The organism is Paraplanobispora siamensis (assembly GCF_016863175.1).
GTDB classification, from domain to species: Bacteria; Actinomycetota; Actinomycetes; order Streptosporangiales; family Streptosporangiaceae; genus Planobispora; species Planobispora siamensis.
Window position 1 is genome coordinate 1 of sequence record NZ_BOOJ01000039.1, and the last position, 13,552, is coordinate 13,552.

A 13,552-nucleotide genomic window follows, 5' to 3' on the forward strand; every position below is an offset into this window, starting at 1 on the left:
GGGCGCACCGTGCGCCCGCCGTACCGCGCGTCCGTGGAGATCGGAGTCGCGTCGGTGGAGCCCGGAGCCCGGAGTCCGGGGCCGGAAGCCAGGAGCGGCTGTAGCCTTTGCCGGCATGAGGGATCCCGGAAGTCAGGTCGCGTACTGGGACACCGTCGGCGCCGCGAAGACGTTCACCCACCCGGTGGACTTCACATGGCTGTCCGGGGTGAGCCGCGACGTCCGGGTGCTGGACTACGGCTGCGGGTACGGGCGGGTCATGGCCGAGCTGAGCGACCGCGGCTTCTCCGACCTGTCCGGCGTGGACCCGTCCCCGGCCCTGATCGCGCGGGGCCGCCGCTCGAGGCCGGACCTGCGCTTCGCCGTACTCGAGTCTCCGCCGGCACCGGCCTGCGCGCCGGCGAGCTTCGACCTCGTCATCCTGTTCGCGGTGCTGACCTGCGTCCCCGACGATGCCGCCCAGCGGAGCCTGGTCGCGGAGCTGATCCGGGTCCTGGCGCCCGGCGGTCTGCTCTACGTCAGTGACATGGTCCTGCAGGACGACAGGCGGAGCCGGGATCGCTACGCGGCCCACGCCCGGCGGTCCGGCACTCCGTACGGGGTGTTCGCCACCGACGACGGCGCCGTGTGCCGCCATCACGACATCGCCGACCTCCGCGCGCTCCTGTCGGACCTCGACCTGGTGGACGAGCGCCGGATCGACGTCGTCACGATGAACGGGAACCGGTCGCGGGCGGTGCAGATGCTGGCCCGAAAGCAGTGAGGCCCGCAACTCGGAGAACCGTGGGCCTTATGGTTTGTACCGGTTCGTCTTGTCCCGAGGAAGGCCCGTAGTGACCGGTCACAAGCTTCCCGCGGTGAGCGCGCTGGGAACCGCCTCCCTGCGGGGGCGCCCCATCGCGGTGGCCGGTTACACCGACGACGCGTTGCGCCGGTGGGATCCGGACACGGGCCGCCCGCTCGGCCCCCGGGTGGCCGGCCACTCCCACTGGGTGAGGGATGTGGTGGCCACCGAGCCCGGCGGCCGGATGGTGCTGGTATCCGGCGCCGGAGCCGAGGGGGCGGTGCGGATCTGGGACGTGGCCGCCGGCACGCTGGTCCACGATCCGCTCACCGGTCACACCGACCAGGTGACCTCGGTGGCCGTCATCGGGCTTCAGGACGGACGGCAGGCCGTCGTCAGCGCCGGGCACGACGCGACCGTGCGCGTGTGGGATCCGGTCGCGGGAACGGCGGTCGGCACGCCGTTGACCGGCCACCGGGGGACGGTGACGACATTGGCCACGGCCGAACTCGATGGGCGCGCGGTGGTGGTCAGCGGCGGCAGAGACGGTGACCTACGTGTCTGGGATCCGTCCGCGGGCACACTGCACGCCGTCACCCAGGACGGACCGACGGGCGAATGACGGAACCCGGCCTTCGGCGCTCTCGGTCGAGGGCGGCCAGCATGGCGTCATCGAGCATCTCGGCATGCCCGCCGACGAGATGGTGCTCCACGATCTCGCTCCGGGCCACCGTTTCCGCGACATGCTCCGGCCCTGATGTGGTGGGCGCGTCGCTGCGCAGGTAGGTGACGTCGGCGAAGTACGGCAGTACCCACGGCAGCGAGTTGCGGGTGAAGGAGTCGCCGAGATCCGCTGCTCCAGCGGGGACTCGCCGTGGGCGTCCCGGAGGGACAGGCTCACCTGCACCGGTCTATCCGGCAGTTCCGGTGTTGTGTTCTTTTTCTGGTGTTGACGGCATTCCTCACCGTTGACGGCATATCCGGTGGGACGGCACCGTGGAGAAGTGGATCATTGGCGCCGCGCCGCCGGAGTGCCGGGCAGGCGATCGACGAGGGAGTGCGCGTGACGACATACGGACTGCTGATCTTCGAAGGCGTCGAGGAGCTCGACTTCACCGGCCCGTGGGAGGTGTTCACCGTCTCCTCGGCGCTGCGGGGCGGCGCCGACACCTCGGTCCTGATCGCCGAGCAGGACGGCCCCGTACGCTGCAACAAGGGCATGCGGGTCCTGCCCGACCACACCCTTGAGAACCATCCGCCGCTGGACGTGCTCCTGGTGCCGGGCGGCACCGGGACCCGCCGGGAGGTGAACAACCCGGCCGTGGTCGAGTGGATCACCAAGACCTCCGCCGAGGTCTCGTGGGTCACCAGCGTGTGCACCGGCGCCCTGCTGCTGCACGAGGCGGGCCCGGCGCGCGGCCGCCGGGTGGCCACCCACCGCTCGTTCGAGGACGGGTTGCAGGCGCGCGGTGAGATCACGGTGGTCCGCGACGCCCGGTACGTCGTGGACGGGAACCTGGTCACCAGCCAGGGCGTGTCGGCCGGGATCGACATGGCCCTGTGGCTGATCGGCCGGCTCCACGGGCGCGACCACGCCCGCGCCGTCCGCCGCCTCATCCAGTACGACCCCGCGCCGCCCTACCTGGCCGACGAGCCGCTCCCGGACTGAGGAGGGACCGGACGCGGCTTCGCCGTACGACCACTGGAAGCCCGGGAACCCGGCCCTCACGAACCGCCCGAGGGAGCGGTTGAGTCCCGTACCGCCAGCCTGCACGGCATCGCGTGCACACCGGGCGTCGCCCGGCCGCGTTCCCTGGCCGTCTCCACGAACCCCGCGGCGATCTGGTCGCTGCCGCAGAACACCGCGTCCACCTCGGGCTCCGCCGTCAGCAGCAGCTCCGCCGCGTGCCGCCCCCAGCGCTGCGACCACGCGCCGTAGAGCGTCTCGCCCGCCTGCGCGAAACCGTGGTCGCGCGCATCGACCTGGCCGACAACAAGTACTCCGCCGAGGACCCGCGCGTGGTGCTGATCAACTCGCTGGTGGCCAATCGACTACGGCATGTCGCAGGCGGGCGTCATGACCACGGCCGTCCCCTGCCTGATCCTCTTCCTCGTCCTGCAGCGCCGCTACGTGCGCGGATTCATGTCTGGAGCCCTGCGTGGTCAGTCCCGTCCCGCCCTCCTCCGGCGTGCCGTCCCCCCTGGGCCTGGAGGCCGTACGGCTCTCGCCGGGCTTCTGGGGCGACCGCGTCCGGCTCGGCCGCGAGGTCGTCATCGCCCACTGCCGGGACTGGATGGAGCGGGAGGACTGGATCGGCAACTTCCGCTCCCCCCGCGGCCCGCACCGCGGCAGGGAGTTCAGCGACTCGGAGATCTACAAGCTGCTGGAGGCCATGGCCCGGGCCGGGGATCCCGGCCTGCCCGAGCTGGCGGACCTCGGAGTGAACGCCGTCTGGCTCAACCCGTGGCACTCCTCGCCGATGGCCGACGGCGGGTACGACGTGGCCGCCGCGCAGGAGCCCGACGGCTACCTCAACACGCGCTGGGGCGGCGCCCGGGTACGCGGTGGCCGACCGGGACTGGCGGCCGGGGGACGTGGTCAGGCTCGATCTGCCGGTGCGGCCCCGGTGGACCGGGCCCGGCCGCGGGATCGACGCGCTGCGCGGCTGCGCCGCCGTGGAGCGCGGCCCGATCGTCTACTGCGCCGAGTCGCCCGGGGACGAGCCGCCGCCGGCCGAGGTGGAGGTCCTGCCCGGTCCCCTCACCGAGCTGGAGGCCGACGGGGTGGTCGAGCTGGAGACGGAGGCCCTGCTCCACTCCCCCGGCCAGGACGCCTGGCCGTACGCCGCCATGCCCGCCCTGTCCGGCCTGTCCGGTCTGCCGGACCACGGGCGGAAGATCACCCTGCGGCTGGTGCCGTACCACCGCTGGGGCAACCGCGGTCCCGCGACGATGCGCGTCTGGCTGCCCGTGGCGGAATGACACCCTGCCCCCTCCTCCGGCGGACCTCCGCGTCCCCACGACAGAAAAGATCATGAAAGCCCGGTGAGCGGGCCCGCTCACCGGGCTTTCGCCTGCCCGGCCGGTCGTGACCCACCTCACATCCCCGCCCGTTCCTCCTTCCTCATGCCGTCCGCGTGACGGCCGATCGGAGGGAGAAACGCCGGCGCTGCAGAGCGCCCTGTGAGGGATGGGGCACCAGTGAAACGTCTGTCCGGAACTGTCCTCGGCGGGCTGGTGCTCGCCTCCGCCGCGTGCGTGGCGATTCCCGGACCCGCGCTGGCCGCCTCCGTCCCGTCGGGTATCCAGGGGCTGGACGTCAGCTCCCACCAGCCGAGCGTGTCGTGGCCGTCGGTGTACGGCGCGGGCGGGCGGTTCGCCTACGTCAAGGCCACCGAGTCGGTGACCTACCGCAACCCCTACTTCGCCGCGCAGTACCAGGGCGCCCGCCAGGCCGGCATGATCCGGGGCGCCTACCACTTCGCGCTGCCCCACAAGTCCGGCGGCGCCGCCCAGGCCGACTACTTCGTGAAGAACGGCGGCGGCTGGACGGCCGACGGCTGGACCCTGCCCGGCGCGCTCGACATCGAGTTCAACCCGTACCAGTCCTCCAACGGCCTGGACACCTGCTACGGCCTGTCGCCCGCCCAGATGGTGAGCTGGATCCGCTCCTTCAGCGACCGTTATCTCGCGCTGACCGGCAGGCGGCCCACCATCTACACCAACACCTACTGGTGGCAGACCTGCACCGGCGGCAGCGCCGCCTTCGGCGACCACCCGCTCTGGATCGCCCGCTACGCCTCCTCCGTCGGCACCCTGCCCTCGGGCTGGACCCGGCACGCCATCTGGCAGTACGCCAGCTCCGGGACCTTCCCCGGCGACCAGAACGTCTTCAACGGCACCGCCGCGCAGCTCAAGCAGCTGGCCACCGGCCAGAGCACCGGGGCGGTCATCCCCGCTGCGGGCTCCGCCCCCGCGACCAGGGCCAGGACCCGCGTCTCCCTGGTGAACACCGGGCCCGACCGGATCAAGCGCGGCCGGAAGATGACGCTCGTCGGCACCCTCAGCCAGTACACCGCCGCCGGCACCCGTACGGCCGCCGCCAAGCAGCGCGTCACCATCAAGTTCAGGCCCCGCGGATCGGCGACCTGGCGTACGGCGGGCACCGCCACGACCGGCGCCACCGGCACCTTCCGCAAGACGTTCACGGCGAGCGGGGACGGCTCCTGGCAGGCGGTCTACGCCGGGGACTCCCGGCGCCTGGCCGCCAAGAGCGCCACCGGCTACGTCGACGTCCGGTAGGGCCCGCCCGATCGGCGTCCGGCAGGGCCCTCCCGCGCCAAGACGTCCTCCGGGGACGGCAAGGGGACCGTCCCGGCCGCCGTCGTGATCCTCCCGCCGTCGCCAACTCCGTTCCCCGGATCGCCGTTCACGGGGTTCGGTCCGTGTATCGCCGAGAAGTTCCGGGTGCCATGAGGGCGCGGACGCGCCGGCGGGCGGCGGGCCGTGGCCGCCGCCGGGTCGGCGGTCGTGTTCGCGGGGCTCACCGTGGTCATCGCGCTGCTGGGACTCGCCGTCGCGCGGATCCCCTTCCTGACCACGATGGGCCTGGGTGCCGCCGGTGCGGTGCTCGTCGCCGTCCTCGTCGCGCTGACCCTGCTGCCGGCCCTGTTCGGCGTCTCGGGAGACCGGCTCCGGCCGCGCCGGGCCCCCTCCCGCCTGCCCTGGCGCGGGGAGCGCACCGGCGGCACGCGCCCGGCGGAGCGCTGGGTCCGTGCCGTCACCCGCCGGCCGGTCGTCACCGTCGTGCTGGTGGTGCTCGCCCTGGGCGTGCTGGCCCTGCCGGCGCGCGACCTGCGGCTGGCCCTGCCCGGCAACGGCACCGCGCCGCCGGGCAGCACCCAGCGCCAGGCCTACGACCTGGTCGCCGAGCATTTCGGCCCGGGGTTCAACGGCCCGCTGCTCGTCACCGCCGACATCATCAGGACCACCGATCCCGTCGGGGTCGTGCGCCGGATCGCCGACGAGCTGCGGGACCTGCCCGGGGTCGCCGCCGTCACCACCGCCACCCCGAACCCGACCGCCGACACCGGGATCATCGCCCTGGTTCCCGAGGGCGATCCGCAGTCGCGGGCCACCGAGGACCTCGTGACCCGCGTCCGCGGCCTGAGCGGGCACTTCACCGACGAGTACGGCGTCGAGGTGGCCGTGACGGGTCACACGGCGGTCGCCATCGACGTCTCTGCCCGGCTGGCCGGGGCGCTGCCGCCCTTCACCGCCCGGCGTCAGCGCACCTGGACCGTGTCCCGCCTGCACGCGACCCAGGTGGTCTGAGCGCCGGGACGGCCGGGCGGATCGCCGGGCGGGCCGTCTACTTGTACTCGGGCTTGGCGTTGGAGTCCAGCCTCTTGCGGACGCCCTCCTGCTTGCCGCGGTGGACCGAGGACAGGCGCTCCTCGTGGTGGTGCGGCTCGCTCTTCGGACGGGAGTGGCGCTGCTTGGAGCCCCCCTTCGTGGCGTTCACCTCGCTCGGGGTCTTGCCCGCCCTGCGTGCCTCACGGGCCGCCTGGCGACGCTGGTCCTCGTTCCCTTCCATCTTCTTGGCTACCATTTCTCCCCCTTTGTAGATATAAATGCCTGCATACCCCTTTTGGTAGGAATGACGCACGTACCGCAGCGATCGCCCGGACGGGTGAGCCACGGTCCCCCGCATGACGGATGTGACCAGCGAAGACGCGGGATAGCGTTCCCCCACGGCGGCCGGAGGCGGCCCGCCGCCCGCGTCCGGCACGCACACGGCCGCGGTCAGCACTGACGGAAGGTGATGTTCGGTGGCGCACATTCGGTGGGTCGGAATCGCGGCGATAGTGATCGGCCTGCTCGTCGCCGGCGCGAGCGTGATCCCGCTCTCCCGGGCGAGCGAGACGGGCGCGCGGGTCGAGAGCCATCTGGCCAAGGCGGAGGAGCTGAGCCGCGAGGCCGAGACGGTCAAGGAGAGCGACCCGGCCCGCTACGAGCAGCTCACCCAGGAGATCGAGAAGTGGAACGGCTTCGCCTCCACCGACCTGGATGAGGAGTCCACCCAGCGGACCGCCGGCCTGGCCATGGCCGCCGGCGGCGGCGGTTTCCTCATCGGCGGCGTCATCGTCGTCATCCTCCTGCGCCGCAGGCCCGCCTTCGCGCAGGGCGGCCTCCACCAGCATGGCGGCGACTCCCCCAAGAAGCCGCAGTACCGCTAGCCGTACCCCGCCGCCCCCGGAGGACCGCGTCAGTCCGGCGCCGCCCCCGGACGACCGCGTCAGTCCGGGGGCCAGGCCGCCAGCTGGAACCACACGGACTTGCCGTGGGGGTTGGGGGTCCACCCCCAGGCGTGGGCGAGGGTGTCGACGATGGCCAGCCCCCGGCCGGAGGCGTCGGCGTCCCCGGCCCGCCTCATCCGGGGGATCGTGACACAGGAGTCGTAGACCTCCACGACCAGCAGTTCCCTCTCCCTGCCGACCACGACGCGCACGGAGGTCGCGTACGGCACGCCCCCCGCGCCGTACGCGACGGCGTTGGTGACCAGCTCGGACACCAGGAGCTCGGCGACCTCGGGAACGCCGTCGGCCGCACCCCAGTCGGCGGCCACGTCGCGCACGAAGCGCCGGACGGAGGCGATGACCCGCCCCTCGCGCGGCACCCGCTTCTCCCCCAGGGTGCGGATCGCGGGATCCAGCGTGTAATGGTGCTCGGCGAGGATCGAGCACGCCTTGAGGACCTGTTCCATGTCCTGCCTCCCCGCCGTGGATCTCATAATGTCAGCGTGACGAAGATCCGCTACTTTTGGTAGTCGAATGGTTACCAGAATGGAGTGCTGGAGTCCATACCCCTGGTTTTGAACTCCGACAAGGAGGATGCCATGGTCGACATCTGCGCGCCTCAGGCGATATGGGGCAGGGGGCTACGCCATTACCGCCAGGCGGCGGGCCTCACCCAGGCCGAGCTCGCCCAGCGGATCCACTTCAGCGAGTCCCTGATCAGCGGCATCGAGGCCGGCCGGCTGCCGGCCAGCCCCGAGCTCGCCCACGTCCGCGACGAGACCCTCGGCACCGGCGGAGCCCTCCAGCGGCTGCTCGACTGGCGCAAGGGCCGGCAGATCCCCTCCTGGTTCGGCAGATGGCGCGACAAGGAGCAGGTCGCGACCAGCCTGCGCGCCTACGAGCCGCTGGTGTTCCCCGGACTGCTGCAGACCGAGGCGTACGCCCGCGTGCTGCTGCGCGGCGACGAGGCCGCGGAGCTCACAGGCGTCACCGCCGGCCCCCGCCACAAGGCCGGGCACGCGAGCTGATCGCCGCGCGCGACTCCAAGGACCCCGACGGCCCGGCGCTGTCCTTCATCCCCGCCGAGTGGGACGCGTTCATCGGCGGAGTGAAGGCCCACGAGTTCGACCGGAGCCGCTGACCCGGCGGAGGGCGCCGTGATCCGCGGCGCCCCACGGCACCTCACAGCGGGATGCCTCACAGCGGGATGCCTCACAGCGGGATGCCTCACAGCGGGATGCCTCACAGCGGGATGAGCGTGTCCCTGGCGTGGTCGGCGACGGCGGCGGCGACCACGGTCGCCTCGATCGGCAGCACGTCCATGCACAGCCGGATCCCGTCCAGCAGCCTGGGGAACGGCACGCGCATCGACAGCGTGCAGTGCGGCACCCACGCCCCCGGCCGGTAGACGTCGAACCCGGTGATCCCCGCCGCGGCCAGCCGCTCGTGCACCGCCGCGTGGTGGGCCAGCAGCTGCGGCGTGGGGACCGGGCCGAGCCAGAGCACCCGGCCGAGGAACTGCCCGACGAAGTCGAAGCGGAGACTGAGCGGGACGGCCACCTCCATGCCCCGCAGCGCCGCGGCCACCGCGGGACCGTCCAGCCGCGAGGCGCTGATCAGCGAGACGTGCGGACGGTGACGGCCCTTGAGCAGGTCGCGCATCGACGGGACGCCCTCCCGGGCCAGCGCGTCCCACAGCGTCCTGATCCGCTTCTCGGCGACCGGATCGAGATAGAGCTCCAGGGCGGCGACCATGGCTGAAGGGTAGCCAGGGCGCCTCCGCCCCCTGGGAGGGGCCCACCCCTGGGGACCCGGCCCGGGGTTTTCCCTAGGACGTTCCCTGATTCGCATCCCGGGTGGGGCACTGAGGATGGACGGGTTCCCATGGCCTCACCGGGGAGACAGCCATGACACCTGTCACACGCCACATTCCCCTGTTCACCCTTGAGGGCGTTCCGGACGCCGAGGTCTCCACCCACCCGTTCACCACCGCCGACGGCCTGGGCCTCGACATGCTGCGGTTCAGGCGAGGCGAGAGCGACGACATCGTCCTGGTGATCCACGGGCTGACCACCTCCAGCGACATGTTCATCATGCCCGAGCACGAGAACCTCGTCCGCTACCTGCTGGACAACGGGTTCCCCGAGGTGTGGACGCTGGACTACCGGATGAGCAACCGGCATCCGTACAACCGGTCGATGCACCGCTTCACGCTCGACGACATCGCGCTGTACGACCACCCGGCCGCCCTGGAGACGCTCCGCCACGTGGTCGGCGAGCGCCGGGTGCACGTCATCTGCCACTGCCTCGGCGCGGTCTCGTTCACGATGAGCCTGTTCGGCGGGGCCGTGTCCGGCGTGCGCAGCGTCATCGCCAACAGCGCGGCGCTCACGCCCAGGGTGCCGGCCTGGTCGCGGGCGAAGCTGACGTTCGCCCCCACCCTCGTCGAGTACGTGCTGGGCTTCCCCTACCTGGACCCGTCCTGGCACAACGAGCCGCTCCTGTCCCGCGGGCGGATCTTCTCCCAGGTCGTGTCGCTGTTCCACCCCGAGTGCGACGAGCCCGCCTGCCACATGCTCAGCCTCATGTGGGGCACGGGCTGGCCGGCGCTCTACGCCCACGACAAGCTCCACCCGGTCACCCACCGGCGCAGCGGCGACCTGTACGGTCCCACGGGCCTGAACTACTACCGGCACGTCCTGAAGATGGTGCGGGCGGGCAGGGCCGTGAAGTACGACACCCGCAACCCCCGCTACGACGCCCTGCCCCGCGACTACCTGGCCGACGCGGCCTCGATCGACACGCCGATGCTGCTGACCACGGGCGACAGGAACCACGTCTTCGCCGACTCCAACGTGGTGTGCCACGAGCGGCTGCAGGCGGTGGTGCCGGGCCGGCACGAGCTGGCCGTCTTCCCGGGCTACGGCCACCAGGACATCTTCATGGGGCAGCACGCCCACCAGGACGTCTTCCCCTACATGATCGACTTCCTCAAGCGGCACATGGGGTGAGCCCGCCATGACTGGACTTGTCTTCCACGAGACGATGAGCGGACCGTTCGCCATGGGAGTGGACACCCCGCAGGAGGGCGAGCGGGTCGGCCGGCGCACCGGGTGGCGGCTGCGCCTGCACTCCACCGTGACGATCGGGAACGTGGACCGGTTCGTCGCCGACCCGCAGCACACCGCCGCGCTCTCCGGCGAGATCGAGCTTCCCGGCATCACCCGCCGCATCCCCTTCCGCAACGGCACCTTCCAGCTCTTCGTGCCGTCCCGCGGCGGGGGGCTGCGGCTGATGACCTACGAGGCGGAGTTCGAGCACGCCGGCGCGCGGCACCGCTTCGCCGGGGAGAAGAGGGTGCGCGACGACTTCGGGTTCGACCTCATGCCCGACACCACGACCCTCCACTCGCGGCTGTACCGCAACGGGGACGCGGTCGCGGGCGGCGGCGTCCTGCGGATCGGCCTGGCCGGCCTGGCCAGGATGATCGCGTCCATGCGGGCGCGGGAGGCCGTCTCGCCGGACGAGGCCGCGCGCGCCATGGCCGCATTCGGGCTGCTGTTCGGCAGGAATGTGCGCGAGGCCTACCTGAGCCGTCCCCAGGCCTGGGCCGAGGCCGCCCGCAGGCGCGCCGTACCATCCGAGGCGGGGTGGGAGCGATGAGCGGCAAGCTGGCCCTGGTGCTGTCGGGCGGCGGGGCGCCGGCCGCCTATTTCGGCGCGGGGGTGATCGCCCATCTGGAGGAGCGGGGCCTGCTCGACCGGGTGCAGGTGGTCTCCGGGACGTCGGCGGGCGCGTTCAACGCCGCGGCGGTGGCCGTCGGCCTCAAGGCCGAGGAACTGGCGAGGATGTGGCGCTCGGTCCGGCCGCTCGACTTCGCCGGCCCCCGCCTCGACTTCGGGCTGATCAACTGGGGCGCGCTGCTGCGCGGGCCGACCACGGGCCTGACGGACTATCTGCTCAACACGATCGCCTGGACCTGGTTCGCCGAGACCCGCCAGGCCCGGCGGTGGGTGCTGGACAACCTCGGCCGGCCCAACGACCCCAAGGGCCGCATCCCCGTCCGCGAGGGGATGACCCTGATCGTCTCGGCGGTGAACCTGTCGACGGGGCGGGTCATCCGCTTCACCAACAGGAAGCCGGAGCGCGACCGGGCGCCGGCGGCGGCCGAACGGCCCTACAGCCTGTCGTACGAGTACCTGCAGGAGGAGCTCACCGTCGACCACCTGTTCTCCAGCGCCGCCGTACCGCTGCTGTTCCGGCCCGGGATGCACGGCGGCCAGGAGCACGTGGACGCCGGTCTGGTGGCCAACACCCCGCTGTCCCCGGTCTTCGACTACCGGCCCGACGCGGTCGTCGTGGTCTCGGCCTCCGGGGTCAGCTCGGTGCTCGGCTCGCCGGCCTCACTCGGCGCGGCCATCAGCCGGATCGCCGACAACATCGCGCGCTACTCCGTCTACAGCAGCTACGAGCACGCCAAGACGATCAACACGCTCATCGAGCAGGCCCCGCAGGCGGAGCTCGCGGGCGACAAGAAGCAGGTGGACCTGCGGCTCATCGAACCGGAGGGCAGGGAGCTGACGCTCAGCGGTTTCCTCGGCTTCCGGGAGAAGACGGCCGAGCAGCTCATCGAGTTCGGCCACGCCCAGGCCGAGCGCGCGCTGAAGGGCTGGCCGGAGGAGCCGTCCAGGACCGGGAGGGGCTGACCCATGGCGGCCCATCGGGATGGCAGGGGTACCGAGCACGTCGACGCCGTGGTCGTCGGCTCCGGCTTCGGCGGGTCCGTCGCCGCCTACCGGCTGGCGCAGGCCGGCCTGTCGGTGGTCGTCCTGGAGCGGGGGCGGGCCTACCCTCCGGGCAGCTTCCCCCGCTCGCCCGCCGAGATGAAGCGGGCCTTCTGGGATCCGCACCAGGGGCTCCAGGGCCTGTTCGACGTCTGGCGCTTCAACGGCTTCAGCTCGGTGGTCTCCAGCGGGCTGGGCGGCGGGTCGCTCATCTACGCGAACGTCCTGCTGCGCAAGGACGAGCGCTGGTTCGTGCGCGACGACCCGCTGCCCGGCGGCGGCTACGAGACCTGGCCGATCACCCGGGCCGACCTCGACCCGCACTACGACGCGGTGGAGGCGATGCTCACCCCCGCGCCCTATCCGTTCCGGGAGCCCGCCTACAGCGTCACCCCCAAGACGGCCGAGCTGCGCGAGGCGGCGGCCAAACTGCACCTCAAATTCGAGCTGCCGCCGCTGGCCGTCAGCTTCGCGCCCGCCCCCGGCGCCCCGCCCGGCCTGGGCCTGCCGATCGCCCCGGCGGAGTACGGCAACGTGCACGGCCTGCCGCGCCAGACCTGCCGGCTGTGCGGGGAGTGCGACATCGGCTGCAACGACGGGGCCAAGAACACCCTCGACCACACCTACCTGTCGGCGGCCGCGCACCACGACGCCGACATCCGCACGCGGTGCGAGGTGCGCGCGATCCGCCGCGGGCTCTCCGGCGGGTACGAGGTGAGCTACGTCCACCACGATCCCTCCTACGAGGGGCACAAGGTCGCCCCCGGCACGCTGCCCCAGCGCCACATCACCTGCGACCGGCTCATCCTCGCCGCCGGGACGTACGGCACGACGTTGCTGCTGCTGCGCAGCAGGGCCGAGCTTCCCGGCCTGAGCGACGCGCTCGGGACGCGGTTCTGCGGCAACGGGGATCTGCTCACCTTCCTGCTGCCCGGCCGGGGCGCGGCCCCCGCCCTGCTGCGGGCGAGCCGGGGACCGGTCATCACCGCGGCGGTCCGCGTCTCCGACGGCGCCGACGGCGGCGAGGGACGCGGCTACTACGTGCAGGACGGCGGGTACCCGGCCTTCGTGGACTGGCTGGCGGAGTACAGCGGCGGCGGCCGGGTCCGCCTCCTGCTGCGCGCGGCCGACTTCGCGATCAGGTGGCTCTACGCCCAGACCACCCGCTCGGCCGACACCGGGCTGAGCTCGGCGATCTCCGGGCTGCTGTCCGACGGGACGCTGTCGTCGGGTTCGCTGCCCCTGCTCGGCATGGGGCGCGACATCCCCGACGGCGTGATGCGGCTGCGCGACGGCCGCCTCGACGTACGGTGGAGCACCCGCACGAGCATGGAGTACTTCCAGCGGGTCCGCGCCACCATGCGGGCGATCGCCGACGAGCTGGGCGCGTCGTACATCGACAACCCCGTGTGGTTCTCCTGGTTCGTCCGCCGGATCATCACCGTCCACCCGCTGGGCGGCGCCCCCATGGGCGACGGCCCGCACGAGGGCGTGTGCGACGCGAACGGGGAGGTCTTCGACCATCCCGACCTCTACGTCCTGGACGGCGCGGCCATGCCCGGTCCCGTGGGGCCCAACCCCTCCCTGACCATCGCGGCCTTCGCCGACCGGGCGTGCACCCGGATGCTGGAGAGGGTGCCCGCCTGAAAGATCTCCCGGAGGACGCCGGAAAGACCCCGGACATG

At 72.3% G+C, this 13,552-nt stretch carries 16 protein-coding genes and 1 pseudogene; 13 read left to right on the forward strand and 4 right to left on the reverse strand.

Annotation, left to right across the window (positions count from 1 at the left end; translation table 11 throughout):
- The first annotated feature begins 115 nt into the window (after positions 1–115).
- The 3 genes from Psi01_RS24050 to Psi01_RS24060 all read left to right on the forward strand — a co-directional run bounded on the left by Psi01_RS24050 (position 116) and on the right by Psi01_RS24060 (position 2,453).
- Positions 116–763: a class I SAM-dependent methyltransferase gene (locus Psi01_RS24050; RefSeq protein WP_204066350.1), complete on the forward strand. Its 648-nt coding sequence runs from the start codon at positions 116–118 to the stop codon at positions 761–763.
- Between the two features lie 94 nt (positions 764–857).
- Entirely contained in the window at positions 858–1,406 is a 549-nt protein-coding gene (locus Psi01_RS24055; protein ID WP_204066351.1) for a WD40 repeat domain-containing protein, read from the forward strand.
- A 441-nt stretch (positions 1,407–1,847) separates the two neighbouring features.
- A complete protein-coding gene (locus tag Psi01_RS24060; protein ID WP_204066352.1) occupies positions 1,848–2,453 on the forward strand; it encodes a DJ-1/PfpI family protein in 606 nt (201 codons plus the stop codon).
- Positions 2,454–2,509: 56 nt separating this feature from the next.
- Here Psi01_RS24060 and Psi01_RS24065 read toward each other — a convergent pair whose 3' ends face one another.
- A complete protein-coding gene (locus Psi01_RS24065; protein WP_239127978.1) occupies positions 2,510–2,833 on the reverse strand; it encodes a LacI family DNA-binding transcriptional regulator in 324 nt (107 codons plus the stop codon).
- A gap of 516 nt (positions 2,834–3,349) precedes the next feature.
- Between Psi01_RS24065 and Psi01_RS43475 the strand changes: the two genes are divergently transcribed.
- The 3 genes and pseudogenes from Psi01_RS43475 to Psi01_RS24080 form a co-directional block, all read left to right on the forward strand.
- Positions 3,350–3,766: a beta-L-arabinofuranosidase domain-containing protein gene (locus Psi01_RS43475; protein ID WP_239127975.1), complete on the forward strand. Its 417-nt coding sequence runs from the start codon at positions 3,350–3,352 to the stop codon at positions 3,764–3,766.
- Positions 3,767–3,985: 219 nt separating this feature from the next.
- A complete protein-coding gene (locus Psi01_RS24075) occupies positions 3,986–5,086 on the forward strand; it encodes a lysozyme (protein ID WP_239127976.1) in 1,101 nt (366 codons plus the stop codon).
- A gap of 198 nt (positions 5,087–5,284) precedes the next feature.
- Positions 5,285–6,118 (forward strand): annotated as a pseudogene (locus Psi01_RS24080) (MMPL family transporter); the annotation flags it as partial.
- A 37-nt stretch (positions 6,119–6,155) separates the two neighbouring features.
- On the opposite strand, the gene Psi01_RS24085 reads toward Psi01_RS24080, so the two are convergent.
- The gene (locus tag Psi01_RS24085; protein WP_204066354.1) at positions 6,156–6,395 is read right to left on the reverse strand and encodes a hypothetical protein; all 240 of its coding nucleotides are present in this window, start codon (positions 6,393–6,395) and stop codon (positions 6,156–6,158) included.
- Positions 6,396–6,615: 220 nt separating this feature from the next.
- Here Psi01_RS24085 and Psi01_RS24090 point away from each other — a divergent pair, with 220 nt between their 5' ends.
- Positions 6,616–7,023, forward strand: a complete 408-nt coding sequence (locus Psi01_RS24090; RefSeq protein WP_204066355.1) for a hypothetical protein — start codon at positions 6,616–6,618, stop codon at positions 7,021–7,023.
- Between the two features lie 59 nt (positions 7,024–7,082).
- Here Psi01_RS24090 and Psi01_RS24095 read toward each other — a convergent pair whose 3' ends face one another.
- Positions 7,083–7,550, reverse strand: coding sequence for an ATP-binding protein (locus Psi01_RS24095; RefSeq protein WP_204066356.1), 468 nt, complete (start codon positions 7,548–7,550; stop codon positions 7,083–7,085).
- Between the two features lie 132 nt (positions 7,551–7,682).
- Here Psi01_RS24095 and Psi01_RS43480 point away from each other — a divergent pair, with 132 nt between their 5' ends.
- Together Psi01_RS43480 and Psi01_RS43485 are read left to right on the forward strand one after the other, a co-directional pair.
- Positions 7,683–8,111 carry a helix-turn-helix domain-containing protein gene (locus Psi01_RS43480; RefSeq protein ID WP_239127977.1) on the forward strand — a complete coding sequence of 143 codons (429 nt, stop codon included), beginning with the start codon at positions 7,683–7,685 and terminating at the stop codon, positions 8,109–8,111.
- A complete protein-coding gene (locus Psi01_RS43485) occupies positions 8,111–8,224 on the forward strand; it encodes a DUF397 domain-containing protein (RefSeq protein ID WP_307819260.1) in 114 nt (37 codons plus the stop codon). The genes Psi01_RS43480 and Psi01_RS43485 overlap by 1 nt, the downstream gene beginning before the upstream one ends.
- 101 nt (positions 8,225–8,325) lie before the next feature.
- Here Psi01_RS43485 and Psi01_RS24105 read toward each other — a convergent pair whose 3' ends face one another.
- Positions 8,326–8,838, reverse strand: coding sequence for a 2'-5' RNA ligase family protein (locus Psi01_RS24105; RefSeq protein ID WP_204066358.1), 513 nt, complete (start codon positions 8,836–8,838; stop codon positions 8,326–8,328).
- A 152-nt stretch (positions 8,839–8,990) separates the two neighbouring features.
- Here Psi01_RS24105 and Psi01_RS24110 point away from each other — a divergent pair, with 152 nt between their 5' ends.
- From Psi01_RS24110 to Psi01_RS24125, 4 genes are read left to right on the forward strand one after another with little or no spacing between them, the layout of a single operon-like run.
- Positions 8,991–10,094 (forward strand): alpha/beta fold hydrolase, encoded by a 1,104-nt coding sequence (locus tag Psi01_RS24110; protein ID WP_204066359.1) that lies wholly within the window; start codon positions 8,991–8,993, stop codon positions 10,092–10,094.
- Positions 10,095–10,101: 7 nt separating this feature from the next.
- Complete coding sequence (locus Psi01_RS24115) at positions 10,102–10,746, forward strand: hypothetical protein (RefSeq protein WP_204066360.1); 645 nt, start codon at positions 10,102–10,104, stop codon at positions 10,744–10,746.
- A complete protein-coding gene (locus tag Psi01_RS24120) occupies positions 10,743–11,789 on the forward strand; it encodes a patatin-like phospholipase family protein (protein WP_204066361.1) in 1,047 nt (348 codons plus the stop codon). Before Psi01_RS24115 ends, Psi01_RS24120 begins: the two co-directional genes overlap by 4 nt.
- Before the next feature lie 3 nt (positions 11,790–11,792).
- Positions 11,793–13,514, forward strand: coding sequence for a GMC oxidoreductase (locus tag Psi01_RS24125; RefSeq protein ID WP_204066362.1), 1,722 nt, complete (start codon positions 11,793–11,795; stop codon positions 13,512–13,514).
- The last annotated feature ends 38 nt before the right edge of the window (positions 13,515–13,552 follow it).